Genomic DNA, 25515 nt, shown 5'->3' with positions numbered 1-25515 from the left:
CAATGCTAAATTAGCAATTTTAATTATTATAACATGTAGTCAATATAATTTCAATATTGTAGATGCTCCAATTTTAAGATAATTTATATTTTTAGCAATACATTTTTTGTTATCGTTGAAATTTCAACAATTTATTTGCCAATTGTACGGAATATACTGAAAATTCGCAAGAGAAATCAAAATGGCAGATTTCAACATGCGAAATCTGCCATTTTGATTTAGTGTCACATAGGTGTCCTTGTTTTTGGTCTTCGCCGGTCACGCGGGAGGCATTATTCCGCGTCCCAGCGCTCCATAATCTCAGGGATCACTTTATATAAGTCGCCTACGATACCATAGTCGGCAACTTCAAAGATAGGAGCCTCGGGATCCTTGTTGATGGCAACAATGATATCCGAGTTCTGCATGCCTGCCAGGTGCTGGATCGCACCGGAAATTCCGCATGCAAAGTAGATCGTCGGCTTTACGGTAGTACCGGTCTGGCCGACCTGATGAGAGTGGTCGATCCAGCCGCTGTCTACACAGGCTCTGGAAGAACCTACCACGCCGCCCACTTTGTCGGCGAACTCCTTGATCAGCTTAAAGCCGTCCGGACCGCCCAGACCGCGTCCGCCGGAGCAGATGATGTCCGCATCCGTCAGGGAGACCATTTCCTTGGTCTCTCTTACCACACGGATCAGCTCTGTGCGGATATCCGCAGCCGTCAGTTTCACGTTTACGTTCTCGATCTCTCCCACAGCGCCTTCCACGCGTTCTCTCTTGGACATTACGCCCGGTCTCACCGTGGACATCTGCGGTCTGGTCCTGGGGCAGATGATGGTGGCCATCAGATTTCCGCCGAATGCAGGACGGGTCATTTTCAGACCGGTATCCGGATCGTTGGGATCCAGATTATCCGTATTCAGAGTGGTATTCTCTTTTGCATATTCAATGTAGCTTCCCAGTTTTACGTTCAGGTGCGTGCAGTCCGCCGTCAGACCGGTATCCACTCTGGCCGCCACTCTGGGCGCCAGGTCTCTGCCGATGTGAGTCGCTCCGTACAGAACGATCTCCGGTTTGTATTCGTGGATCGCATCGGTGATCACTTTGGTGTAAGCGTCCGTGGTGTAGTTTTCCAGGAGCGGATCCTGAACCAGATACACCTTGTCAGCGCCGTACTCGAAGCACTCCTTGGCCAGATCGTCGATATTATTTCCGATCAGCAGAGCGCACACCTTCGTGTCCGCACCGATCTCTCTGGACAGGTTGTAACCCTCTCCGATCAGTTCCAGCGCAACGTTCATCAGCTTTCCCTGACGCTGCTCCGCAAACACCCATATATCTTTGTAATCTGAAAGATTTTCCGTAGCCATGTTCTTTCCTCCCTTAAATGATGTGTTTCCGCTTCAGGTCATCGACCAGATGCTGCGCCAGTTCGCCGTCCGTATCGCCTTCCAGCATAACGCCCTTGCCCTTCGGCTTCGGCGTGAAGGAACGGAACACGTTGGTCGGCGACGCCTTCAGACCTACGGTAGTCAGATCCACCTCGATATCAGCTGCGTTCCACACCTTGATATCCTTGTCTTTGTTGTAGATCCCGCTGATGGACATGTATCTGGGATCGTTCAGCTCCTTGATCGCCGTCAGCATGCAGGGCGTATGAATGCGGATCTCTTCAAATCCATCTTCCAGGGCCCGTTTTACGACCATGGATTTTCCGCCCTCTTCCAGTTCAAACTCCGTCACGTAAGTGACCTGGGGCAGCCCCAGTTTTTCCGCGATCTGCGGTCCGACCTGAGCCGTATCTCCGTCGATGGCCTGACGTCCGCCCAGCAGGAGATCGAAATCTCCGACCTTTCTGATCGCGGCCGCCAGCGCGTTGGACGTAGCCCATGTATCCGAACCTCCGACAGCTCTGTCGGAGACGAGAATTCCCTCATCGGCGCCCATAGCCAGGCACTCTTCCAGCATTTCCTGCGCCTGCGGCGGTCCCATGCTGACCACAGTTACCGTGGTTCCCGGATTTTTGTCCTTGATCTCAAGGGCCAGCTCCAGAGCATTGGCGTCGTCAGGATTGAGGATGCTGGGCACACCGTCGCGGATCAGAGTTCCCGTCTCCGGATTGATCCTGATCTCATTGGTGTCCGGCACCTGTTTTGCGCATACGATAATTTTCATAAGTCGTTCCTCCCTTTTTACCGTCTATTTTTTTCCGAAAATCGTGCCGGCAATAATGATCTTCTGTACTTCCGATGTTCCCTCGTAGATCTCGGTGATCTTCGCGTCTCTGAAGAACCGCTCGATCGCGTAATCCTGCGTAAAGCCGTATCCGCCGTGGAACTGGAGGCACTTGACGGCAACCTGCATAGCAGTGTCCGCCGCGTAGTATTTCGCCATCGCGGAATTCTTGCCCATGGGCAGATGCTGATCCTTGCGGACCGCCGCTTCTCTGACCAGAAGACGGGCTGCGTGGATCCGCGTATCCATATCGGCCATTTCGAACTGCAGAGCCTGGAACTGAGACAGTTTCTTGCCAAACTGCTTTCTCTGCTTCATATATTCTACCGCCAGGTCAAAAGCTCCCTGAGCGATACCCACCGCCTGAGAGGCAACGCCGATACGTCCGCCTTCCAGCGTGCTCATAGCGACCTTGAAGCCGTCGCCGATCTTTCCGAGCAGTCTGTCCTTGGGAATGGTGCAGTCCTGGAATACCAGCTCGGTGGTGGAAGAAGAATGGATTCCCAGCTTTTCTTCCGACTTTCCGATGGAGAATCCCGGATCGCCCTTCTCTACGATGAATGCGCTGATGCCGCCGCGGGTTCCCTTTTTCTTGTCGTTCATAGCCATGACCACAAACACATCGGCGTAAGCGCCGTTGGTGATGAAGACCTTCGCGCCGTTGAGCACGTAGCAGTCGTCCTTCACATCTACTCTCGTCTGCTGTGCGCCGGCGTCGCTTCCCGCATTGGGCTCCGTGAGACCAAACGCGCCCAGCTTCTTTCCGGACAGCAGGTCCGGCAGATACTTCTGCTTCTGCTCTTCGTTGCCCCAGCCAAAGATCGGCCAGCAGCACAGAGAATTGTGAGCCGCCACGATGGTAGCAGCCGCAGCCCACGCCTTGGACAGTTCCTCGATGACGATGGCATAGGAAACGTAATCCGCGCCCGCGCCGCCGTACTCTTTCGGGAACGCAACGCCCATCAGGCCGTAACGTCCCATCTTTTTAACAAGATCCACCGGGAACTCTCCGGCTTTGTCCATTTCGTCCGCGATGGGAGCAACTTCGTTTTCCACGAAGCTTCTCATCATCTTCTGGACCTGTTCCTGCTCTTTTGTCAGTATAAAGCTCATATCTTGTTACTCCTCCGCCAAATTTTCATTTTTTCTGCAGCAGCGATCAATTCCTCCCGGAAATCAGGATGAGCCAGAGAGATCAGCCCTTCCGCTCTTTCCCAGGTCGAAAGACCCGCTGTATTCAGCTTTCCAAATTCCGTCACCACACAGACCGGGAAGGAACGAGGGTCTGTCACGATCCCACCTTCCTGCATGACGGGCACGATCCTGGACCTGGTCACCCCATCCTTGCCCTCAAATACAGAGGACATACAGACGAAGCATTTTCCGCCCCTGGACTTTCTGCAGCCCTGCACAAAGTCCATCTGGCCTCCTGTGCCGGTGATGTGTCTGTAGCCGGCAGACTCCGAGCAGATCTGCCCGAACAGATCCATCTCGATACAATTGTTGATCCCAACCATTTTGTCGTTCTGCGCCATGACCTCCGGCGAGTTGCAGTAGCTTACCGGCGCGGACAGCAGGCCCCGGTTTTCCCTGACCCACTCGTAAAGCTCCGCGGATCCCACGCAGAACGTCCAGACTCCTTTGCCCCTGTCGATCTGCTTTCTGCGGTTCGTCAGCTTGCCGGCCTTGTAAAGCTCATAGTAGGAATCCACCAGCATTTCCGTGTGCATGCCCAGATCTTTCAGATCCGACTGAGCGATCATGTGTCCTACCGTGTCCGGCAGGCTGCCGATCCCCAGCTGCAGCACGGAGCCGTCTTCGATCTCTTCTATTACATACTCCGCGATCTTCCGGTCCGTCTCGGTGGCATTCGACTGCACAGGCGTCGCCACGGGCATTTCGTTATTTCCTTCTACCACGAAATCTACCTGAGAGATATGTATGCACTCTTCGAATCCATATACGGGCGGAAGGTTTTCATTGACCTCAAGAATTACCGTTTTCGCCTTTTCCAGAATCGCCGCGTTAGACGAGTTCATCAAAGAAAAACCGAAATAACCGTGGCGGTCCATGGGCGTCACCCGGATCATCGCCACATCCACGTCAAGATCATTTCTGTAATATCCCGGCTGGTCTCTGTAGAGCAGCGGGATAAAGAAACAACTGCCCTGGTTGTAGAGCTTCCTGTCAACGCCTCCGAAGTGCCAGCTCTGATAAGTAAAGGTCTCACCCTGCGGATCGGCCTTGACGATCTCCGGCACCTGCAGCGACAGGCAGGCCCGCACCTTGATGTCGCGGAGTTCATCCTTCCGGCCGGCCAGCGCTTTGTCCAGCGCGATGGGAATGGAATGAGCCATGCCGTAATCCACCCAGTCGCCCGGCTTAACGGCCTGCACAGCCTTATCCGCGCTCACCAGCTTCTTCTTGTATTCACCTGCGTAGTCGATCATAAAACGAATACTCCTTTGATGTTACTGATTTTCCGGCATCCGGCGCGGCCCAAGGGGATCGGTCCTTTTCCGTCCCTTCCCCCAGGCCGTCTTTTCCGCTTTTATTTCGCTTTGTCCATCTGCCGCGATCGGCGTCTCTAGTTGTAACGTACTCCGTATTCCAGACGGTCGCCCAGAATTCCCTTTACCACGTCCGCGTTGCCCGGCGGGCAGCCCACGACCCAGCGGAAGTTCATCTCGTCCGCCAGCTTCTTGCAGCAGATGCCGATACAGACGGTGTTCTCCGCGTTTGCGTCCTCAGGCAGCATATCCTTGGTAACAGGACCCACACAGACATTCATGTTCTCCAGATAAGGGAACAGCTCCTGCGCCTTCATATCCATCAGAGCACTGATCACAGTGTTGTGGCAGCCCGTGCAGGCGTCCTTGCTGAAGATCAGATTGAAGGACTCGGGAATACCGGGGATCTCCACCTCGCTGGATCTCTTGAAGCGGCTCTCCACATCTTTGATCTGCGTGCCCACCACCTCGATCTTGTCGAGATCCATCTCGCCAAAACCGCGCTCGCAGGCAGACTTGGTGATCATAACATCCTTGGGCTCATATCCCATGATCTTGCCGGTGACGGCCTCGCAGGCCACCAGATCCTTGGATCCGATGATCAGCTTCATCTCTTTGGTCTCGCCGAAGATGGGGCCCAGGCCCTGCTGTCCATAGGTTCCGTCGATGATCTCCAGAACCGGCTTTAAGTGCAGGCACCAGTCCACAACGCCCTCGATCAGGCCCTGCTTGTGGAAATCCTTTTTCTGGGTGTCCACCAGCAGTCCCTTCAGATTCTTCATGCCCAGGGTGATCTCCGTCTGATCATGAGTCTTCATGACAGGAACGGTGATGATGGCGTCCGCGTCGCGGACCATCTCCCAGGTATTGATCTTATTGAACACCACGCCGTTTTCAACTTCCACGGTGCAGCGGGCGTTGGCCTTGTCCTTCAGGTCGATCACGGGAACTCCCTTGTCTCTCAGATCCTGATATCCGCACTTCTGGATAACAGATTCCGTATCCGCGCCGGCAGCGGCGGATTCGGCGATGACCGGAATGCCGCCCACAGCCTGAACAGCTTCGTAGACCGCCATGCAGACTTCCCATCTGGTAACGCCGCCGGACAATCTGTCGGTAGGCGTGGCCACCAGATTCGGTTTAATGATTACTTTGTAGCCCGGCTTGATGATGTCTTCCAGGCCACCCAGCTGTTCGATCACTTTGTCTACCGCTTCTTTGATGCTCGCATACTCGTGATCTTTCGTTCTCTGAATGGATACTTTCGGCATTTTGCTACCTCCTTGTTTCCGCAGGTCCGGTCTCCCCCGGAGAGAGTTTTTTGGGGGAGACCCTATACTATAATCCATACCCGGCAATATTTGCGTCGGCTATACTACAATCCGTACCTGGCAATATTTGCGTCGGCAATCGCCTGTACCTGCTTCAGCTGCTGTGCATATTCGTCCTTCTTCAGATGTTTAAATCTCTTCTGCACGAACAGCGCATCCTCAACAGGAATTTTTTTGATCTTTTTCACGGCCGTCAATTCCCCGTCCGTGTATTCAATGATCGGGAACAATCCCGCATTTACAGTCAGCCGCGCCATCTCCACTGATTTCTCAGAGGGGAAGCCCCATCCCACGTTGCACGGAGTCAGAATGTGCAGATAAGACGCGCCTTTCACCGCCATGGCCTTCTCCACCTTTTTCTTCAGATCTTTCAGGTCCGAGATCGCGGCCGTAGCCACATAGTGGATCCCGTGCGCTCTGGCTATCTCCGGCATATTCTTCTTATACTTGATGTTGCCGAAGGAAGCCTCGCCGCAGGGACTGGTGGTCGTGGTAGCGGCGAAGGGCGTTCCGCTGCTCCTCTGGACTCCCGTGTTCATATAAGCTTCATTGTCGTAGCAGACGTAAATAACATTATCATTTCTTTCCAGCATTCCAGAAAGGGCTCCAAAGCCGATGTCGTAGGTCGAACCGTCTCCGCCGAAAGCCACCACCTTCGTATCGCGCTCATTGCCGTCCTTGGCCTCAAGAGCCGCAGCAACGCCCGCTCCCACAGCCGCCGCGTTTTCAAACAGAGGCGTGATCCAGGGAACTTCCCAGCTGGAGAAATCGATCAGCGAGGTGAACGTCTCAAGACAGCCTGTAGCGGTTACGACGATCACGTTTTTCCCCGTGGCTTCCAGCACTTTGTTCACAGCGATCGGAACAGTACAGCCGGGACAAGCTTTGTGTCCCGACGCCAGCAAATTTTTCTTTTCTGTCATCGTATCCACCACCTTATTCCACAAACTGTCTGTTCAGGTTGACGTACATGACTTCCTGATCCAGAATATTTTCCTTCGTGACCTTTTCCGCATCAGCGAAAATATCCTTGATCACGGCGCGGTTCACTTCTTTTCCGCCGATGCCGGCTATGTAATCCTTGACGGCCGGCGCATTCTTCTGGTTGCAGAGCGCTTCCTTGACCTCCGCGCCCAGTACCCCGCCGTACCCCAGAGACAGAGCCTTATCAATGACTCCCACCACTCTGGCGCCGGCGCAGGCGGCGGCGATCTGTCTGCCGGGGAAGGGGCGGAAACTTCTGATCTTCAGAAGGCCGACCTTCTTTCCCTCCGCTCTCAGCTCATCCACAGCGCAGCGAATGGTGCCTGTCACAGAGCCCATACCCACCAGGATCACGTCAGCGTCCTCCGTACGGTAGGCGTCGATGAGACCGCCCGCGAAGTGCCCAAAGGTTTCTTTGTATTCCAGTGCAACGTCCTCGATGACCTTTTCCGCGTTCTTATGCGCTTCCATGATCAGATATTTGAACTCCATCAGCTTGTCTTCGTCCGCATAGCAGCCGTAATTCACAGGCTTTTCGTCGAAGGGGTCCATTTTCTGATACGGCTTGATCGGTCCGCCCACAAACTTGTAGACGTCCGCGTCGTCGAAGATCGTCACAGGTTCGTAAGCGTGGGTCAGGATCCATCCGTCCATGCAGACCATGACCGGCAGAAGCACATTGTGGTCCTCCGCGATGCGGAACGCCTGAATGTGCGTGTCGTAGGCCTCCTGAATACTTTCCACATGGAGCTGGATAAAGCCCACGTCTCTCAGCGTCATCGTATCCTGATGGTCAGGCTGGATGCTGATGGGCGGGGATACCGTCCGGTTCACGCCGGTCATGACCAGCGGCAGCCGGGAACCCGCAATATTGTAAAGCACCTCCGTCATGAGCAGCAGCCCCTGAGAAGAGGATGCCGTGTAGGAACGGGCGCCCGTTGCCGAAGCCCCGTATACGAAGGAGGATGCCGAAAACTCGGAATCCACATTGATGTATTTCCCGTTGAGTTCTCCGTTTGCAGCGAAGTCGGAGAGATATTCAACGATGTGAGTCTGCGGACTGATGGGATACGCCGCGATCACATCGGTTTTGCAGCTTCTGATGGCGTTTGCAACTGCCATGGAGCCTTCCATTACTTTTACTGTTTTGCCCATGTCCTCTACACCTCCATTCTGATCGCCCCGGCGGGACATTCATTGGAGCAGATTCCGCAGCCTTTACAGTAGAACATGTCGATCTTGCAGCCTTCTTCGTCCACCGCAATGGCGCAGTCAGGACAATAATCGACACAGATTTTACACTTCACGCACTTTGCCAGATCGACCACGGGCGCGGTCTGTCTCCACACGCCGGTGTTGTTTGCCTTTGATCCCCCGGCAAAGCAGGTGCCGCCAACACTAAGTTTCATCGTGATCCCTCCATTCTACAACTGTACAGCGTTGTACGTATCCAGCGCGGCTTTCAGATTTCCGTCGATCAGTTCGTCTTCAAACCGGCCGCGGATGGTCGCTTCCACCGATTCGATGGAGATCTCGCCCGTGACCTTTGCAAAGGCTCCCAGAAGAGCAGTGTTCATGATGGGCCGTCCCAGCGCCTCCATGGCGATGCGGCTGGCGTCCACAGCGACTACTTTCAGATCGCTTCTGGGGCATTTGAACTCTTTCTCGCTTGTGTTGACGATGACTGTTCCGTTTTCTCTGATTCCGTGAAATACGTCCACCACGTCCATAATGGAGGTATCCTGAATGATCACATAGTCCGGATTCTGTATTTTTTCGCGAACCTTGACGGGCTGGTCGTCGATGCGGGCAAACCCCTGCACCGGCGCTCCCCGGCGCTCTCCGCCGCCGCCCAGATAAGGAAATGCGAGGCAGTATTTTCCTTCCATAAACGCCGCGATGCCAAGCATCTCGGCAAGCACGACAGATCCCTGTCCGCCGCGTCCATGAATTCTGATCTCTTTCATTTCTCGTCTTCCTTTCAATCTCCGTCCGTACCGACGAACTCCGAAGGGCTTGACAAGAGTTCCGATTCCAGGAAGCTCTTACGCGGTCTCCGGAGTTCGTGTACGATATTCCGGCAAAGGCTTCCTATTTCTTTTCTTCGTCCTTGACCTCGATGCCGGCCAGGTGTTTTGCGATGTTCACCTTGGCATTCAGGTCGTAAGAACCCAGGATCGCGATATCTTCCATGATGGGGGAACCGCCGCCGTGAACGCCGGCCACCTGGAACACAACAGTGCTGTACTCTCCAGTCAGCAGATCGGAAGCCAGCATGAAGGCCCTGTAGCAGTCTTCCGGCGAAATCCCTTCCCGTCTCGTCACGTACTTCTGTACGTACTTGGAGATCTCAGGATTCAGGTATTCGGCCGTGCCCGGAATGGTAGCCGGCAGGCCGCCTGTGATATCGCAGAGCATATTGAATTCATGATAGATATTGTGGCCCGCGTGTCTTCTGCCCACGTTGGCGTAGATCACGTTGGGAACCTGCGTCCCGGAAGCCGCCTTGGTGGATTTTACCGCGCTGGCGATACCGGCCGCATAGACCAGCTCAGCCACGCTGATCATCTCAGCCAGCTTTTCCTTCACGTGTCCCTGCTTCTTGATGTTCTGGTAATCCGCGATCAGCGCCGCAGTGCCCATGATCACGTCGCCGATCCCCGGCTTGCATCCGGTATAGGAGTGTCTGTGATAGAGGGCGAAACGCAGCGCCATCTTTCCAGCCATATCCACTTCACCGTTGAGGAAGATCCTCTCGTTGGGAATGAACACATCGTCGAACACAGTCATGCTTTCCAGGTCTCCCGCACTGGTGATCGGAGCGTCCATCTCCGGCTTGCGGGCGGTGGAGAACGCTTCTCTGGCGATGAGGTAGATGCCTTCCGTGTCCGCCGGAATAGCGAAAGCGATGGCGTAATCCTTCTCATCCGGTCCCATCACTCTGGTCGGAACGATGAGCAGCTCATCTGCATAGGGAGCCATGGTGTTATGTACTTTGCATCCGCGGACGACCACGCCGTCCGGTCTTCTCTCCACCACGTGCAGATACTGGTCCGGATCCCACTGCTGGGAAGGTCTTGCCGCTCTGTCTCCCTTGGTATCTGTCTGGGAACCCGCGCACACCAGATCGTTCTCCTGGAAATACTCCAGGAACTTCAAGAAGTTCTGGTAGTAGCTCGTTCCATATTTCTGGTCCACGTCGTAGCTTACGCCGGAGATCGCGTTCATCATGTCGATGCCCATGCACCGCTGTACGCATCCGCCGCAGGCGCCGCAGATCTTTCTCGTCATTTCCTGCTTCTTCAGAAGATCGTCCACGCTCTGATGGATGTGGGTGAAACGGTTGATCTTCTTTCCGCTGATATGAGAAGTCGCCGTCAGCAGATCCTCATACTCCGGATTATCAACCAGGCTGAACGTCATTCTGATCGCCGAGCTGGCTCTGACGACCCGGGGATCGTCACGCCCGATACATTCGCCGTCCAAATAGATATTCGGACGCATTTTTTTAAGTCCTTCCAGATACTGTTCCTGTGTTCTCATTTTCTTACCTCCAGTCACATCTTTGCCATAGCAGAAACGTCCCCGTTTCCGATTCTCAATTCTGATTTAATAATATACCCAATTCTATTTTTCCGCAATATGAAATTCTAACATCCGGACTTTCATCGAAAAAATCTCACTTCATTTTTTACAGGGTTTTTGATATAAATCAAAATTTTTTGAACGATATGACTGCTATTATTCTAATTTTATCGTATTTATTCCAGCTTTTTTGTTATTTATCTTTATTTTATTTGTCACGCCCGCATTGGCATTCCGCCCAATATTGCCCATATTTGATTCCTATATTCGGAATTTATTTAGCAATTTTTATCTGATAAGTGACATTTCAATACAAATGTTTTATACTATTGCCGAACAGCGGATGATCCGCGGGCAATATCAGTCTCACAGAACAAAGGAGGAACGTCCCATGACCGTCTTCATCGACAAGAATAAGTGCATCTCCTGCGGCGCCTGCGCCGTGGTCTGTCCCGCCAGAGCCATAACGCTCCGCGGCGGCTGCGCACACGTCGATCCCACGCTTTGCACCGGGTGCGGAATGTGCGTCTGCAAATGCTACACACGCGCCATTCACAAAGGAGAGCCCGAAGCCGGCGAACCCGGCGAAGCTGGACCGGAGCCTGAAGCTGGCGAACTCAGCGAAGCCGGGCCGGATCTCAAAGCCAGCGAACTCAACGAGGCCGGGCCGGATCTCAAAGCCAGCGAACTCAACGAAGCCGGGCCGGAGTCCAGCGGCGGCCAAGCTGTCTAGACCGGTCAAGCCGGGTTGGAACCCGGAGACGGCCATGTTGTCCAAGCCAGGCTGAGACCGAGCCGGATCCCAGCGGCGGCCAAGCTGTCTAGACCGGTCAAGCCGGGTCGGAACCCGGAGACGGCCATGCTTCCAAGCCAGGCCGAGACCGAGCCGGGGCCCCAAAATGCTGCCCACACCTATTCGCAAGGCAAGAGCGGCCGCTCATTCCACAATGCAGAATTATAAATTCCATTTTTCTTTTCGTTTTGATTGTACCGCCCTTTTCCCCTGTTGTCAATATGAAATCGTTACATTAATAACATTCCTCTTATTCCCTGCGGCCGCTCTATGTTTCCGGCGGATCCCCCCGGCCGTCGCTTTTCCAATTCCGGTCGCCTTCAACTGCCGCCAGTCGTCTCCACATACATCCCCTTCCGCCAAAGGCGAGAACGAATGGGGGAAATCTTCATTTTTTTCTCAGTTTCACCGAAAGAGAGTTCTCAAATGGGTGAAAATCAATTTTTTCTTGAGTTCTCACCCATTTTGCAGCAAAATCAGAAGGATTCCCGCTGTTTATCCCGTGTTTTTCGGTGTTTTTTCATTTTTTTTGCCGTTTTCACCTATCCCGATAGCCGGAAGGCGGAAGATCAACACGACGCCCGGCTCTGCCCTTCTTTCCCCGGCCGCCCCAGGCCAGCCCGGCTCCTCCCTTGCCATGTCCTCGCCCCGTGTTCCATTCCTAGCCATCCGCCTGTCTGTGCCCTTGTCCGGCTCCGCCCTGAGCTCCATACCTAGCCATCCGCCTGTCTCGCCTGACGCTGCCCTTGTCCGGCTCCGCCCCGAGTTCCATTCCGATCCATCCGCCTGTTTCGCCCCCCCCTCGCCCCTGTCCAGCCACCCTCCCCGGCCGCCTGACCCCGCCTCACACCACGACCCTCTGCAAAACTGCTGCGCACAGCAAAACGGAGCGGATCATCCGCTCCGACGATCCGCTCCGTTTTTACTTTGTCTGCATCAAAACTTTCGCTTAACGTTCCCTTTTCTTCACTTTCTATTCTGTGCCGTTCCGTACTCCGTCTATTCCGCCGGCACCCGGGCAGCCGGCAGCATCTCTGCGAATCCGTCGTGCACTACAGCCTCGGCGTCAAATTTCGCCGCGCTGAAGACGATCTGGATACACATACCAAGGCCCACCACTGCCACCACCGTTCCGACGCCGATCTTGGCCCCTAAAAGCCATCCTACCAAAAGCACTACAGCTTCCATCAAGGTACGGACCGCGCCCACCGGGATCCGCTTCAGCCGTTTGCCGATACCGATCATCAGGGCGTCTCTGGGGCCGCAGCTCAGCGCAGCGCTCATATATATGTAGATACCGAAGGCTAGAATAAACTGGGCCGCCACCATCATGAGCAGTCCCATCGCCAGGCTGTGCTGCTGCGGCACCAGGTCCAGCCACGTGTAAAAATCCACCGTCTTTCCGACGATGGCAATATCCAGCAGCGTTCCGATCCCAAGTTTCTCTTTCATCACGATATCAGCGATCAAAACGATGAGTCCTGTCACGACCACCACCGTTCCGTAGGAAACGCCCGAGATATTGGATACGCCAATGCTGAAAGCGTCCCAGGGCGCCAGACCGATATTCGCCCTGATGGACAAATACGTTCCAAAGGCGCAGATCGCCAGGCCCAAAGCCGCTTTCACCGTTCTCAAACCATATTTTTTCAAGGACTATCCTTCTCCCTCTCTGCGCATGCAAAGCGCACAAAACAAGTACGCCCCCGCATTGGCGCGTCTTTCCGCCAGCTGGGGCGACCCCAAACATTTAAATATACAGAATTGAATTGAATCAGATACAGGTATTAATTTGGCGTTTTCAGTATACTAGAGTCGAAAACAAAAGGCAAGAGGACGCGAAAGCCATTTTTATTTACACGGCGTTTTTTTCAGAGTACAATAACAGATAGAGCGCGGCCCGTAAAATAGCTGCAAAAGCCGCAATCTGCGCTGTTTTTTCAGAACGACGAAAGGAATCAAACCATATGAAAACTATAAAACTATACAGGGAAGATGTGGATCTGCGTCAATGCGACAGCACCCTTCTCGCCGCAGTTTACGACCGTGGGGAAATGACCGAACTGGGTGCAAAGAAGCAGGAAAACACATTTCTGGTCGTATTGGACCGCACCGTATTCTTCCCGGAAGGCGGAGGCCAGCCCTGCGACACCGGCTTTGTAGGCGACTATCCCGTTTTCTACGTATTTGAGAAGGACGGCGTCGTCTATCATCAGGTCTCAGCTCCTTCCACGGATATTGCCGCCCTCATGCGCAACGCCGGGCTGGATGATCCCGAAACCGTGCGGCGGCCCGTGCATTGCCAGATCGACTGGAACCGCCGGTTCCTTCACATGCAGATGCACTGCGGAGAACACATTTTGTCCGGTATGTTCTACCAGGAGTTCGGCGGTGTAAACCGCGGCTTCCACATGGGAGACGACTACATGACCATCGACATCAATCTGGAAGAACGGCCGGAGTTCACCGAATTTACCCAGGAAATGATCGACCGTGCGGAACTGCTGGCCAACAAGGCCGTGTGGTCCAATGTCCCGGTCACCGTTCTCCATTTCGACAGGAGGGAAGACGCAGCCGCCATGCCTCTGCGCAAAGCGCTGGCTATCGAGGAGGATATCACCATCGTCTGCGTGGGCAGTCCGGAAAACCCCGCCGACTGCGTGGCCTGCTGCGGCACGCATCCCAAGACCGCCGGCCAGGTGGGTCTCATCAAGATCATCAAGGCGGAAGCTTACAAGGGAATGACCCGCTTCACTGTAAAGGCCGGTCAGACCGCCTTCGCAGATTTTGTACTGAAGCACCGCATCGTCTCTGCTCTGGGCGCACAATACTCGGCTGATCCAACACAGCTGATGGAAAAGATCAAAGTCCAGGAAAACAAAAACGGCGCTGTGCGCAAGGAACTGTACGATCTGAAGAAAACGCTCATCAGTAGGCAGGCGGACGTCATCGAGCAGATCTACAGCCCCGGCGGCGCCCTGGAGCGCGGACGCGCCGGAGCAGGCAGCGCCGGGACAGACAGCATCGGAACCAGCGCCGGCAGCTGCAGCAGTGAGGACAGTGACGGCAGCGTCAGGATCCTGGCCTGCGGAAGATCAGTCCCCGTCGTCACCATGCGCTACGATTATTTCAGCATAGACGATCTCCAGACCCTGGGCCGCCGCACAGCCGACGCCGTCTCCGGGCTCCTCATTCTGGTGGCGGAGCGGGAAAATACCGCGCTGCTCGTCTCCGGAGGACAGCCGGACTGCGGAAAACTGGTCCGTGAGAACGCAGAGATCTATCAGGGCAAGGGCGGCGGCAACGCCACGCTGGCCCGCGCCATTTTTTCCAGGGCGGAAAATCTGGATACCTATCTGGATCTGATCGAAAAGCATCTGCGTTGATCCCCGCCGCCGCCATTTTGGGTCCGCTACTTTTGATCCGCCGATTTCAGACACCATTGCTTTCGGCCTGCCGTCTCCTGCGCGGATCGTTGTCAGCCCGCATCACTTCCAGGCCGGGCTGCATCCGACCCGCGTCATGTTCAAACCGCAGGGCTTTCCGATCGCACTGTTCAGCCCGCATCACTTCCCAGCCGGACCGCTTCCCAGCCGGACCGCTTCCCAGCCGGACCGCTTCCCAGCCGGACCGCTTCCCAGCCGGACCGCTTCCGACCCGCGTCGCGTTCAGTTCGGATGGCTTTCAGATCTCATTAAAAACGGCCCGCACCACTTCCGGTGCGGGCCGTTTTCGATCCGGATCGCTCACAGTCCCCGTCACTTAATAAATACCAGAGACAGCCAGGGAATGTACGTGATGATGGCCAGGGCCAACAGTCCAACGATAAAATAGGGCACGATATATCGGAACATGGATTCCATTTTGATCTTTGCCACGGCGGCGCCTACAAACAAGTTGCATCCGTAGGGCGGAGAACACAGGCCCAGGGCCAGATTTACCGCCATCACCACTCCGAAGTGGAAAGGATCGATCCCCACAGCCTTGATAGTAGGCATCAGCATGGGCGCCATGACGATAATGGCGGGCACAGTGTCCAGGAAGCACCCTACCAGCAGCAGGATCACGTTGATCAGCATGAGTATAAAATACGGATTGTCCGACACTCCCGTCAGGAACTGCGTGATCATCTGCGGGACCTTCTCGAAGGTCATGAATGTGGAAAATACCGTGGAATACCCCAGCAGGAAGGACGTGATGCCGTTTAACACCGCGGTGTCAAGGAATACGTTGAACAGGTCTTTCAGGTTCATATCCCGATAAACGAACAGACTGACGATGATCGAATAGACCACGGACACGCAGGCGGCTTCCGTAGGCGTGAAGATTCCGGAATAGATGCCACCCAGAATGATCACCGGCGACAACAGCGCCCAGAAGCCTTCCTTTACCGCCCGGCCGATCTCCAGAAACCGGCGGCACATCGCTTCCTTTACGGGCACCTGCACGACCTCCCTGTGAGACGACGGTTTGATCCTCAGATCCGTGCCGCTCATGGTGCACATGATGATGTTGCAGATCACGAAGATAACGCCGATCAAAATGCCGGGGATGATCCCCGCCAAGAACAACTGGGAGATAGACACACCCGTGGTGGCTCCATACAGTACAAAGGACAGACTGGGCGGAATGATGGGTCCCACGATCCCGCCGAAACACACGATGGTAGCCGCGTAAGCCGGATCGTAACCCTTTTCTTTCATCTCGGGGATCATCATGCCGCCGATAGCAGAGGTGGTGGCCATTCCCGATCCGGACAGCGCTCCGAAAAACATACAGGCGATAATGGAGACGCATCCGATGGCTCCGTTAACGAAGCTGATGATGGCCGACGCAAAATTTACGATACGCTTTGCGATCCCTCCCGTGGACATGATCAGTCCCGCCAGCATGAAGAAGGGGATCGCCATCACGGTAAATGAAAAAATTCCGCTGTAACAATACTGTGCGTTGATGACCATGTTGAGATCCGTACACAACAGCATCGAGACCATGGTGGCGCCGCCGATGGCGAATCCCACGGGCACGCCGATCATGATCAGAACAAATAGTGCAATAAATAATACCGCGACAGACATCAGTTCGCCCCTCCCTCAATAGCTTCTTTCGGTTCTCCGTGAATCAGCGATCGGATGGTTCCCGCGATCTCCCCGATCAGCCGCAGCAGCATGAACACACAGCCCAGAACCAGGGAAAGGTAACCCCAGGAAGTGCTGATCTTGATCCCCGCATAGGGCACACGCTGCTGCGTCTGCACCAGCATGATCGAATAATAGATGGTAACAGCAAGTATAAGTATCAAAAATACGTCCGCCACGATGAGCACGATCTTCTGCGCTGCGGCCGGAAGCCTGTCCGTCATCATGGTGATCTTGATATGTTCGTTTCTGCGCTGCCCGATACTGATGCCCAGCCAGGAGATCCACACGAACATAAATTTGCCCAGTTCCTCAGACCACGTCAGCGAATCGTTGAAAACGAACCGCATAATGATCTGAAGAAAGATCACCGAGACCATGACAACGAACATGGCCACAAGGCAGATATCCTCCGCCCTGTTGACGATGACAAAAAACTTTCTTTCTTTTTTCATTCTTCATCCCTTTTCTAATAAATGTGAGGGCAATCAGATTGCCCCCACACGCTCACAGTTTCATTGCAATTCTTTTGCGGTCGTTTCCTCCCGATTACTGCGGCACCGTGGCCAGCCACTTGTCCACCATCTCGTCGCCTACTTTGCCGCGCATCATGTCGTAGACCGGTTTTACCGCTTCTTTGAAAGCAGCCACTTCGTCAGCGGTCAATTCCTCAACCGTGGCGTTCTCTTCCGTAAATCTCTTCAGATATTCCTGCTCTTTCGCTCTCTCTTCCTCTCTCTGCTGCTGGCACATCAGCTTCACGCCTTCTTCCAGAACCGTTCTGTCCGCCTCATCAAGGGACTCGATCCACTTGAGGGAGCACACCACGGGGAAGGGGGAGGACGCGTGATTCGTCAGCGTCACATAAGGTGCGATCTCGTGCAGGTTGAAGTCGTTGAACACGCCCAGCGAATGGTCCAGCGCGTCGATCTGTCCCTGAGACAGAGACGTCACTACTTCACCCCAGGCCATGGGAGTGGGGTTCGCACCCATGGCTTCCCAGATGGCGATGTTCATGTCGTTCTGAGCGATCCTGATCTTCTGACCTTTCAGATCAGCTGCGTTATGGTAGTTCTTCGTTCTGCTGATCACCTGTCTCATCCCGTTGTAGTACATGTCGATGCAGTAGAAATCAGAGTCTTTGATGGTCTCGTTGAACAGTTCCAGACCGCCGTTTTCGAAGGTCCCTTCGATCCACTCGTCATACGTAGCGTACAGATAGGGCAGGTCGATGCAGCTGGACGCATCCCCTGCTACGGTAGTGAAAACGGAAGCCAGGTCAAATACCATGTTTACCGTTCCCAGGCCCAGACCGGCCACCAGATCCGGGGAGTCGCCCAGCTGGCCGTCTGAATACACCTCAATGTTGAAACGGCCCGGCGCCTTCTCTTCCAGATACTCTCCAAGCCATTCCGCCCAGACGTGCGTCGATCTCTGCGACGAATCTGTGTGTCCGATCTTAATGGTGATCGGGCCCTCCGCATCGCCGCCGCCCTGATTCCCGCAAGCTGCAAAACTCGTCAGACACAGGGCAATAACCATTACCAGCGCTAAAAATTTTTTCATGTTTCCCTCTCCTCAACAGTAAAAATAAAAACGATTTGCGGGCAGGAACCTGTCCCGCATTACCAATTCGTCTTATAACAAAGCAATTCCCATGCCAAAAGCTGCCTCCATGCTCCGCACGCCGCGCAAACCGCTATTTTTCGACAAAAATAGACAGGGCGGGCCAGGCGGATCCCCTGTCAAAAATAAAAAGTGAGAAATTTTTTTCGCACTCGCCGAAAAAAATTTCTCACTTCCGTCTTATTCGATCTCCTTGTTTTTGATCCCGTACTGATTGATCTTATTCCACAGCTGCCGGGATGTGATCCCCAGCTCCGCGGCGCATCGCGTGACGTTCCATTTGGATATCTCCAGCGCGTTTACAATGTACCGCTTCTCAAATTTCGCCCGTTCTTCTTTCAGGCTGCTGATCCCACCGCTCCTGCCGGCGTCCGCGCCCATGTTAAACGGCATGAAAAGTTCGGACATGGTCACCGTGCCGTTCCGGCTGAGCGCGATCAGTCGCTCGATGATATTCTTCAGCTCCCGCACATTTCCCGGATAATCATAGGAGAGGAGATAATCCATCACTTTTCCGTCGATCTGTACATCCTTTTTCTTTTGATCCGCCTCGATCTTCCGCACGAAGAAATCGATCAGGCCGGGAATATCCTCCCGGCGTTCCCTCAGCGGCGGGATAGTCAGGGTCAGCGTGTTGATCCGGTAGAGCAGATCTTCCCGGAAGGCGCCCTCCATGATTTTCTGCGATATGTTCTTATTCGTAGCCGAAATAAATCGGACGTCCAGGTCGATCTTTTTGTTGCTCCCGATCCTCTCGATGCTCCTGGTCTCCAGTACACGCAGCAGTTTCCCCTGGGTCGTCATGGGCAGATCGCCGATCTCGTCGAGGAAAAGGGTCCCGTCATTGGCCTCCTCGAACTTCCCTACTCTGGACAGGACCGCTCCGGTGAAGGCCCCCTTTTCATGACCGAACAGCTCTGAATCGATGAGTCCCTCGGGAAAGACCTGGCAGTTCACTGGAATAAACGGCTCGTTTTTGCGCTGGCTGATCCTGTGAATATAGTTGGCGATCACTTCCTTGCCCACGCCGGATTCCCCCAGCAGCAGGATGTTGATATTGGTGTCCGCCGTCCTGTTGCACATTTCCAGGATGTTTTGAAAATACGTATTTTTCGTCCCCAGAAAAACCTTCTCCGAATCCTGATTTCTCAGCAGAATGTCGCTCTTTCTCTCCAGACTCCGCATCCTCTCGATCCTGCCGATCTTCAGCAGCAGCTCGTCCAGATCGTTGCTTTTCACAAAATAATCGGATGCGCCCAGCTTCATGGAATCCACCGCGCCCTCGATACTTCCGAAGGCTGTGACCACCAGAATATCCGTACCGCAGTCCATTTCCACGATCTGTCTGATCAATTCGTTGCCCGACATACCAGGCATCCGCAGATCGGTGATGACCAGATCCACCACATTATCCTTCAGGAAGTCCAGCGCTTCCGCGCCGCCCGAACAGGTATCCGTGTGATAGCCGGCATCCTCCAGAATAATGGAGACGACTTTCTGATATTCGATTTCGTCATCCACGATCAGGATCCTGTAGTTTTTATTCTGTGTCAATGCCTCCACCTCTTTCTATGGGAACGATTATATGAAACGTGGTACCCTGACCGTATCTGCTTTCCAGCGAAATATGGCCGCCTATGCCGCTGAGCTCCGAATTGACGATGTAGAGCCCCAGCCCAGTGCCTGTATCCTTGGTGGTGTAGAAGGGATTGAATACGCTGGAGATTTTGTCTTCCGGGATCCCCTGTCCGTTGTCGCTGAAGTCGATGACCAGCTTGTCCCCGCTTACCTCCGCGTTCAGCCGGATCTCTCCGTTTCCTTCCGCCCGCTCCTTCAGGGCGTCCACGCTGTTGTTGATCAGATTGATCAGGACCAGTTCAAGAATATCCTTGTTCAGATACAGCTTCTCCCCGCCGCCGGCGCCCATCTGTATCTTCACAGCGATCCCATTCTTCTCCAGATTTTTCTCCTCAAGCTGCAAGATCCCCTCGATCACAGAAGCCCAGTCCACCAGGGCCGTATTTTCCATGGAAAGCCTGGAAAAGCTCAGCAGATTTTCAATGAGCCTGTTGATCCGGTCCACGGAATCGTCGATGACGGCGAAGGCGTGCCCGTCCAGCTCCGTGCTCTTCTTTTTTCTCAGAATGTAGATATAGCTGCGGATCAATCCCAGTGGATTTCTGATCTCATGGGCGAATCCAGCCGACAGCTCGCCTACGGCGATCATCTTCGACTCCTGCCGCGTAAGGAGCTCGTAGCGGTATCTCTCCGTATAGTCTTCGATGGTCAGGATCTTTTTTCCCAGCGCCACGTCGAAGTCTCTCCAGGCAGCCAGATAATACAGGCCGTTATACTTAAACGCTTCCTTCTGATCGACGTGACTGAGATATTCAGCCAGCGCTTCGATCTCAAATATGTTTCGTCCCAGAACCTCCGGAAAACTGGCGCCGATCAGGCGGCACAGCGTCACATTGCACATCTCAATGCAGTCCTCCCTGTCGGTGACGATGATGCCCATAGTCAGAGAGTCCAGGATATCCCGGATCTCTTTCCGGCTTTCCTTCAGTTCCTTGGTCTTTATATTGACCTGCTCCGCCACCGCTCTGTTCCAGAAGACCAGGAAAAAGATGATGGCCAGCACGATGATCACCATGTTGGCGGCGCTGCCGGAAGCGCTCCTCACCTTCACTTCCGGAATAAAGCTGCCGAACCATTTCGAGTGGATATGAGCGAACTGGTTGGTCTTCTTCAGCTCCAGTATGCCTTTGTTCAATATGTGGTAGAGGGTCTCGTTGTCTTTGTTCACGGCCATGGCCACCTCTTCTTCTGAGACGGACTCCGAAAGGAACCGGAACTGTTTGTCCTTGATAGCCTGATTCAGGTGGTAAGAGATCTGCGCCTCGTCCCCCAATATGGCGTCAACCTCCTTCATGCCGAACATATAAAAGCAGTCCTCCAGGTTTTTTGCCAGGATCAGCTTCACGTTCTTCTGACCGCCGAAATATTCATTTGCGGCGTGATGCGCCGTGGTTCCCGCGATCACAGCGATGGAGATATTGTTTACATCCCCCACGTGCTCAAACTCCGAGTCGCTGCGGACCAGGATCTTGCTCCGCTCCGTATACAAGGCCTGGGTAAAGAGAAAGACGTCCCTGTTGTACCTGGTAATGTTCAGCGGCGCCGCGTCTACCTCCCCCTCCTTCAGCATCCTTGCCAGATTGTAATCATTATAGGGAATACCCACGAAATCGCTCTCCAGCGTCACAGACAGCTGATTGAAATAGTCGATCAGGATCCCCATATTCTGATCGTTTTCAAAGGACACATAGGAAAAGGGGGCGTCCTTAACATCAAATCCATAATAGATCTTTTTCGACTCCAGATACCGGCTCTCCTCCGGGGTCATCCCCACGGAATACCTGATGTAATCAAAGACATTGATCTCAAACTTATTCAGAATATCCACGCTTTTGATCACGCCTGCGCATATTATAAAAAGCAGTACCGACAGGATCAGCTTTTTTCTCATGGCAACCTCGCCCTCGTTTTTTCGAAAGATCACATTTTCATCTTACAGTATACCAAAAGACCATGGCGTGCGGGGGTTTTATTTTTCAACACAAAAAACGCCGTGGGCAATGCCCCCCGGCGTCTGTTTCGTCGTGCCAATCTTCCTGCCTGCTCTTCTGTCCGGTCGTTCAGCCGGGCTAAACCATTTTCTCTCTGGCCAGCCGTTCCACATCGATGTACTCAAACCGCGTTTTGAAATCCAGAGATATCTTGGATGCAGTCTCCTGCATCTGCTCGATCATGATCGTCTTCTTTTCCTCGTCCAAACGGATCTTCGGAATGCTTGTGCTGATCGCCGCCACTACGCGGCCGTCGGCATCCCACAGCGGAGCGGCAATACAAAACAGCCCCAGCTGAAATTCCTCATCCTCCGTGACAAATCCACGCCGCTTGCCTTCCTCCAGCATGGCCTGAAAGCTGTCAGCGTCGTATTTAAAATCGGTCTGCGTCGCCAGGAGCGCTTCTACCTTGCTCCATGGCTGATAGGACAGCAGACAGCGTCCCAGCGCTGTCCTCAGTGCAGGATAAGGCGTTCCAACGCTGAAGTTGGGCCGCAGAATCTGCGGAGAATCCACCTTTGCCAGGTAGATCACGTTTTCACCCTGTAAGATCGCCAGATTCACCGTCTCCTGGGTCCGCTGCACCTGCTCCTCCATGTGAGCTTTGGCTACTTCCACCCAGTCGCGGCTATTGGAATACCTGCTGCTGATGTTAAAAAAAGCAATTCCCAGCTGATATTTCAGCGTATGGGGATTCTGGACCAAATACTGCTTCATCACAAGGGTATTTACGATCCTCTGGACTGTGCTGGCCGGTATGCCCGTATTTTGGCTGATCTCCAGGATTCCGAGCTCATCGGCCTGCGAAAACTGCTCCAAAATACTGAGGGTCTTGAGGATCGACTTGGAAAAGGAGGAATCTCTTTCTCCCGATTGTTCCTTTGCCGTCCTGGTTTTCTTCTCTTCTTTGTTAGCCGTGCCGCTCGCCTCCGTTTCCATTTATGTTCTCCTGCTAAAACTATACCTTAATTTCCGTTTTTTATCAACGTTAAAATACAGCATTTCTCAAAAGGACCCGCGGATGCCGCGGGTCCTCTGAGCAAAGCCGTTTCCACTAATAATTTTTCTTTACATAATCGCCGATCCGGGACACCGCTTCCTTCAGATTCTCATCGGAGTTGGCGAATACGAAACGCATGTAGCCTTCTCCCATGCTGCCGAAAGCAGATCCAGGCACGGTGACTACCTTCGCCTGGCGGACCAGATCCTCCGCGAACTCCTGGGAGCTCTTTCCGAAGGCCTTGATGTTTGCGAAAGCGTAAAAACTTCCCGGGGACTTCTTGACGCTGAAGCCCGGAATGGCGTTCAGACCGTCGATGAGAATATCCCGGCGTCTGGCGTAATCAGCAAGCATCTGATCTACAGCCGTCTGCGGTCCCTTCAGCGCCTCGATGGCGGCCATCTGGGTAAAGGTGGAGACGCAGGATACCAGTCCTTCCTGCAGCTGAGCCATCTTCTTGGTGTACGCTTTGTCCGCCAGGAAGTAGCCGATCCTCCATCCCGTCATCGCATAAGACTTGGAAAAACTGTTCATGACCATGACCCGGCTGGTGAGCTCGGGGATCTGAGCCATGCTGAAATATTTCTGCCCGTCGTACATGATCTTGTCATATACCTCGTCGGAGAAGACATACAGGTTGTGCTTATCCACTACCTTGGCGATCTCCCGAACGTCCGCCTCCGTCAGGACCGACCCCAGCGGGTTGCTGGGCGAATTGAGGATGATCGCCCTGGTCCTGGGCGTGATGGCCGCTTCAATGTCCGACGCCTGGATCTTGTAATCATTGTCCTCATAAACCGGTACAGGCACAGCCTTAGCGCCGGAGATCAGGATCTGACCGAAGTAATTGGGGAAGCACGGGTCGGGTACGAGAACTTCATCCCCAGGGCCGACGATGGCCAGAAGTCCCAGTGTAAGTCCTTCCAGCGCGCCTACCGTGATAATGACGTTGTCCGCCGTATAGCCGCATCCATAGTGGGCGTAGCTGTCCGCCACCGCCTGACGCAGAGCCGGCATGCCGGCGTTAGGCGTGTAGTGCGTAAAGCCTGCGTCGATAGCCTTTTTCGCCGCTTCCTTGATATTTGCCGGCGTGTCGAAGTTCGGTTCGCCTACCGTCAGATTGACGATCTCCTTCGGATCGAACTCCGCTGCGACGTCAAACATTTTCCGTATTCCGGAAGCCGGATAATTCTTGGCAATGTTTGATTCAAAAAGATTTTCCATTTTATTTTACCTCATTTTTGTTCAGATGCACGCCCGCCAGATGAGCGGCAAATTCTTTTTTCTGTTCCAAGTTGGCCAGTTTAGAATACATGACCTTCTGCGCCTGGGGAGAACCTGCGCCGTGCATGCTTTCCACCAGAGCCGTTCCGCCCGTCATATTCTCGATGAGACGGCCGATGCGCATCCGGTCTTCCGTGGGCACGCTGGCAACGCCTCTCAGATACTTATCCACGTACTGTCCGATCTCCGGATGTTTCAGATCAGACTCCGAAGGCATGGTGGCGATGATACCGCCGCCGATGTCCTGAGCCAGGCGGTCGATGTCGTAGATCAGCTTGGTCACGTTGTGCTTTCCGACGTTGGCCAGCAGCGGGTCCACGAAATACGCGCCGGAAGCCGTGGCCGTGCCCTGACAGGAACAGGCCAGCGAGCAGGCGTAAAGGGTCTCCGTGAGATGGATCATCTCATTGAGCTTCTCCTTGATGTGGCCGGCCTTGCCGTAGCCGCTGAAATCAGCCATCAGCGCCGCGGCGCCGATCACCACGTCGGAGACGCCGCCCTTGCAGCCGCCGTAGTTCTGACGGTGATAGCAGGCGAAGCGCTCTACCAGAAGTCCGGAGAACTGATACTCTCCGCACATGAAAACTCTCTCCCAGGGAACGAAAACGTCGTTGAGTATGGTCAGGCTCTCTCCGCCTACGATACCGAACTTGGCGTTGCCCTGATCGATATCTCCTTCCATCTTCCGGTCGTCGTTGGTCTGACGTCCGAAAATGTGCAGCACTCCCGGCGCGTCAACAGGCAGCGCGCAGCATACGGCGTAATCCGCATCATCCTCTTTCATGCCCATGGTAGGCATGATGAGCATTTCATGCGAATTCACCATTCCAGTCATATGCGCCTTGGCGCCGCGGATCACGATTCCCTTATCGTTCTTTTCCACAACGTGGACAAACATGTCAGGATCGGCCTGCTGGCTGGGTCTCAGACTGCGGTCGCCCTTGGGATCCGTCATGGCTCCGGCCACCATCAGGTCGTTTTCCTGCACGTACAGGAGGAACTTCTTAAAGCGTTCATGATAGTCCGTGCCCAGCTTCTGATCCATATCGTAAGTCACAGAATACGTGGTGTTCATCGCGTCGAAGCCCACGCAGCGCTGATAGCAGGTCCCTGTCTGCTGAGAGATCGTTCTCAGCATCTTTACCTTGTTCAGCAAATCTTCCGTGCTCTGGTGGATATGGGTGAAACGGTTGATCTTTTTACCTGTCAGGTGAGACTTGACAGTCATCAGATCCTCATATTTCGGGCTGTTCGCCATGGAATACGTCATGGAAGCGGCATTGACGTGGCCTTTGATAAAAGGATGATCGATCACTTTGTCGCTGTCGATCAGTTCGCCCTTGATATAGACCTTGATCTTGCGCTCTCTGAGACTGTCGATATAATCGCGCGCTGTCTTCATGTTTTATTTCTCCTGT

The 25515-nt window shown here is 53.9% G+C and carries 21 protein-coding genes; 2 read left to right on the top strand and 19 right to left on the bottom strand.

Going from position 1 to position 25515, the window contains the following annotated elements:
- Positions 1-272 precede the first annotated feature (272 nt).
- From E0E37_RS08590 to E0E37_RS08545, 10 genes are all read right to left on the bottom strand, one after another.
- Positions 273-1352: an electron transfer flavoprotein subunit alpha/FixB family protein gene (locus E0E37_RS08590; RefSeq protein ID WP_130862622.1), complete on the bottom strand. Its 1080-nt coding sequence runs from the start codon at positions 1350-1352 to the stop codon at positions 273-275.
- Positions 1353-1365: 13 nt separating this feature from the next.
- Complete coding sequence (gene etfB, locus E0E37_RS08585) at positions 1366-2157, bottom strand: electron transfer flavoprotein subunit beta (protein ID WP_130862621.1); 792 nt, start codon at positions 2155-2157, stop codon at positions 1366-1368.
- Positions 2158-2181: 24 nt separating this feature from the next.
- Positions 2182-3330, bottom strand: coding sequence for an acyl-CoA dehydrogenase (locus E0E37_RS08580; protein WP_130862620.1), 1149 nt, complete (start codon positions 3328-3330; stop codon positions 2182-2184).
- On the bottom strand, positions 3327-4667 hold the full coding sequence (locus E0E37_RS08575) for an acetyl-CoA hydrolase/transferase family protein (protein ID WP_207302937.1): 1341 nt from the start codon (positions 4665-4667) through the stop codon (positions 3327-3329). Before E0E37_RS08575 ends, E0E37_RS08580 begins: the two co-directional genes overlap by 4 nt.
- 137 nt (positions 4668-4804) lie before the next feature.
- Entirely contained in the window at positions 4805-5998 is a 1194-nt protein-coding gene (locus E0E37_RS08570; protein ID WP_165445289.1) for a DUF362 domain-containing protein, read from the bottom strand.
- 104 nt (positions 5999-6102) lie between these two features.
- Entirely contained in the window at positions 6103-6981 is an 879-nt protein-coding gene (locus E0E37_RS08565; protein ID WP_130862618.1) for a thiamine pyrophosphate-dependent enzyme, read from the bottom strand.
- A gap of 13 nt (positions 6982-6994) precedes the next feature.
- Positions 6995-8197 (bottom strand): transketolase C-terminal domain-containing protein, encoded by a 1203-nt coding sequence (locus tag E0E37_RS08560; protein ID WP_207302936.1) that lies wholly within the window; start codon positions 8195-8197, stop codon positions 6995-6997.
- A 5-nt stretch (positions 8198-8202) separates the two neighbouring features.
- Positions 8203-8451, bottom strand: a complete 249-nt coding sequence (locus E0E37_RS08555; protein ID WP_130862616.1) for a 4Fe-4S binding protein — start codon at positions 8449-8451, stop codon at positions 8203-8205.
- A 15-nt stretch (positions 8452-8466) separates the two neighbouring features.
- The gene (locus E0E37_RS08550; protein ID WP_130862615.1) at positions 8467-9009 is read right to left on the bottom strand and encodes a pyruvate ferredoxin oxidoreductase subunit gamma; all 543 of its coding nucleotides are present in this window, start codon (positions 9007-9009) and stop codon (positions 8467-8469) included.
- Positions 9010-9133: 124 nt separating this feature from the next.
- Positions 9134-10585: a 4-hydroxyphenylacetate 3-hydroxylase family protein gene (locus E0E37_RS08545; RefSeq protein WP_130862614.1), complete on the bottom strand. Its 1452-nt coding sequence runs from the start codon at positions 10583-10585 to the stop codon at positions 9134-9136.
- Between the two features lie 358 nt (positions 10586-10943).
- Here E0E37_RS08545 and E0E37_RS18695 point away from each other — a divergent pair, with 358 nt between their 5' ends.
- Positions 10944-11360: an indolepyruvate ferredoxin oxidoreductase subunit alpha gene (locus tag E0E37_RS18695; protein WP_246019674.1), complete on the top strand. Its 417-nt coding sequence runs from the start codon at positions 10944-10946 to the stop codon at positions 11358-11360.
- Positions 11361-12419: 1059 nt separating this feature from the next.
- Here the strand turns inward: E0E37_RS18695 and E0E37_RS08535 are convergent.
- Positions 12420-13073 carry a YczE/YyaS/YitT family protein gene (locus E0E37_RS08535; RefSeq protein WP_130862613.1) on the bottom strand — a complete coding sequence of 218 codons (654 nt, stop codon included), beginning with the start codon at positions 13071-13073 and terminating at the stop codon, positions 12420-12422.
- A gap of 314 nt (positions 13074-13387) precedes the next feature.
- Between E0E37_RS08535 and E0E37_RS08530 the strand changes: the two genes are divergently transcribed.
- Entirely contained in the window at positions 13388-14806 is a 1419-nt protein-coding gene (locus E0E37_RS08530) for an alanyl-tRNA editing protein (RefSeq protein ID WP_130862612.1), read from the top strand.
- Positions 14807-15178: 372 nt separating this feature from the next.
- On the opposite strand, the gene E0E37_RS08525 is transcribed toward E0E37_RS08530, so the two are convergent.
- From E0E37_RS08525 to E0E37_RS08490, 8 genes are all read right to left on the bottom strand, one after another.
- A complete protein-coding gene (locus tag E0E37_RS08525) occupies positions 15179-16498 on the bottom strand; it encodes a TRAP transporter large permease (RefSeq protein ID WP_130862611.1) in 1320 nt (439 codons plus the stop codon).
- Entirely contained in the window at positions 16498-17013 is a 516-nt protein-coding gene (locus E0E37_RS08520; RefSeq protein ID WP_130862610.1) for a TRAP transporter small permease, read from the bottom strand. Before E0E37_RS08520 ends, E0E37_RS08525 begins: the two co-directional genes overlap by 1 nt.
- 94 nt (positions 17014-17107) lie before the next feature.
- Positions 17108-18124, bottom strand: coding sequence for a TRAP transporter substrate-binding protein (gene dctP / locus E0E37_RS08515; protein ID WP_130862609.1), 1017 nt, complete (start codon positions 18122-18124; stop codon positions 17108-17110).
- A gap of 240 nt (positions 18125-18364) precedes the next feature.
- Positions 18365-19738 carry a sigma-54-dependent transcriptional regulator gene (locus E0E37_RS08510; RefSeq protein ID WP_130862608.1) on the bottom strand — a complete coding sequence of 458 codons (1374 nt, stop codon included), beginning with the start codon at positions 19736-19738 and terminating at the stop codon, positions 18365-18367.
- Positions 19725-21746, bottom strand: a complete 2022-nt coding sequence (locus tag E0E37_RS08505) for an ATP-binding protein (protein WP_130862607.1) — start codon at positions 21744-21746, stop codon at positions 19725-19727. The genes E0E37_RS08510 and E0E37_RS08505 overlap by 14 nt, the downstream gene beginning before the upstream one ends.
- A gap of 145 nt (positions 21747-21891) precedes the next feature.
- The gene (locus E0E37_RS08500; protein ID WP_130862606.1) at positions 21892-22752 is read right to left on the bottom strand and encodes an IclR family transcriptional regulator; all 861 of its coding nucleotides are present in this window, start codon (positions 22750-22752) and stop codon (positions 21892-21894) included.
- Between the two features lie 115 nt (positions 22753-22867).
- Positions 22868-23977, bottom strand: coding sequence for a pyridoxal phosphate-dependent aminotransferase (locus E0E37_RS08495; RefSeq protein WP_246019673.1), 1110 nt, complete (start codon positions 23975-23977; stop codon positions 22868-22870).
- A 61-nt stretch (positions 23978-24038) separates the two neighbouring features.
- A complete protein-coding gene (locus E0E37_RS08490; RefSeq protein ID WP_130862604.1) occupies positions 24039-25499 on the bottom strand; it encodes a 4-hydroxyphenylacetate 3-hydroxylase family protein in 1461 nt (486 codons plus the stop codon).
- Positions 25500-25515: the final 16 nt, after the last annotated feature.

Origin of the sequence: Bacilliculturomica massiliensis (genome assembly GCF_900605495.1) — a bacterium.
GTDB classification, from domain to species: domain Bacteria; phylum Bacillota; class Clostridia; order Peptostreptococcales; family Anaerovoracaceae; genus Bacilliculturomica; species Bacilliculturomica massiliensis.
Note: the sequence above shows the minus strand (reverse complement) of the source record. Positions and strands in the feature narration are given on the sequence as shown.

Bases quoted from the DNA above. Each gene is read 5' to 3' on its own strand.
- E0E37_RS08500 (WP_130862606.1), bottom strand. From the start codon at position 22,752: ATGGAAACGGAGGCGAGCGGCACGGCTAACAAAGAAGAGAAGAAAACC.
- E0E37_RS08525 (WP_130862611.1), bottom strand. From the start codon at position 16,498: ATGTCTGTCGCGGTATTATTTATTGCACTATTTGTTCTGATCATGATC.
- E0E37_RS08570 (WP_165445289.1), bottom strand. From the start codon at position 5,998: ATGCCGAAAGTATCCATTCAGAGAACGAAAGATCACGAGTATGCGAGC.
- E0E37_RS08555 (WP_130862616.1), bottom strand. From the start codon at position 8,451: ATGAAACTTAGTGTTGGCGGCACCTGCTTTGCCGGGGGATCAAAGGCA.
- E0E37_RS08520 (WP_130862610.1), bottom strand. From the start codon at position 17,013: ATGAAAAAAGAAAGAAAGTTTTTTGTCATCGTCAACAGGGCGGAGGAT.
- dctP (WP_130862609.1), bottom strand. From the start codon at position 18,124: ATGAAAAAATTTTTAGCGCTGGTAATGGTTATTGCCCTGTGTCTGACG.
- etfB (WP_130862621.1), bottom strand. From the start codon at position 2,157: ATGAAAATTATCGTATGCGCAAAACAGGTGCCGGACACCAATGAGATC.
- E0E37_RS08490 (WP_130862604.1), bottom strand. From the start codon at position 25,499: ATGAAGACAGCGCGCGATTATATCGACAGTCTCAGAGAGCGCAAGATC.
- E0E37_RS08550 (WP_130862615.1), bottom strand. From the start codon at position 9,009: ATGAAAGAGATCAGAATTCATGGACGCGGCGGACAGGGATCTGTCGTG.
- E0E37_RS08565 (WP_130862618.1), bottom strand. From the start codon at position 6,981: ATGACAGAAAAGAAAAATTTGCTGGCGTCGGGACACAAAGCTTGTCCC.
- E0E37_RS08530 (WP_130862612.1), top strand. From the start codon at position 13,388: ATGAAAACTATAAAACTATACAGGGAAGATGTGGATCTGCGTCAATGC.
- E0E37_RS18695 (WP_246019674.1), top strand. From the start codon at position 10,944: ATGTTTTATACTATTGCCGAACAGCGGATGATCCGCGGGCAATATCAG.
- E0E37_RS08590 (WP_130862622.1), bottom strand. From the start codon at position 1,352: ATGGCTACGGAAAATCTTTCAGATTACAAAGATATATGGGTGTTTGCG.
- E0E37_RS08575 (WP_207302937.1), bottom strand. From the start codon at position 4,667: ATGATCGACTACGCAGGTGAATACAAGAAGAAGCTGGTGAGCGCGGAT.
- E0E37_RS08495 (WP_246019673.1), bottom strand. From the start codon at position 23,977: ATGTTTGACGTCGCAGCGGAGTTCGATCCGAAGGAGATCGTCAATCTG.
- E0E37_RS08560 (WP_207302936.1), bottom strand. From the start codon at position 8,197: ATGGGCAAAACAGTAAAAGTAATGGAAGGCTCCATGGCAGTTGCAAAC.
- E0E37_RS08580 (WP_130862620.1), bottom strand. From the start codon at position 3,330: ATGAGCTTTATACTGACAAAAGAGCAGGAACAGGTCCAGAAGATGATG.
- E0E37_RS08545 (WP_130862614.1), bottom strand. From the start codon at position 10,585: ATGAGAACACAGGAACAGTATCTGGAAGGACTTAAAAAAATGCGTCCG.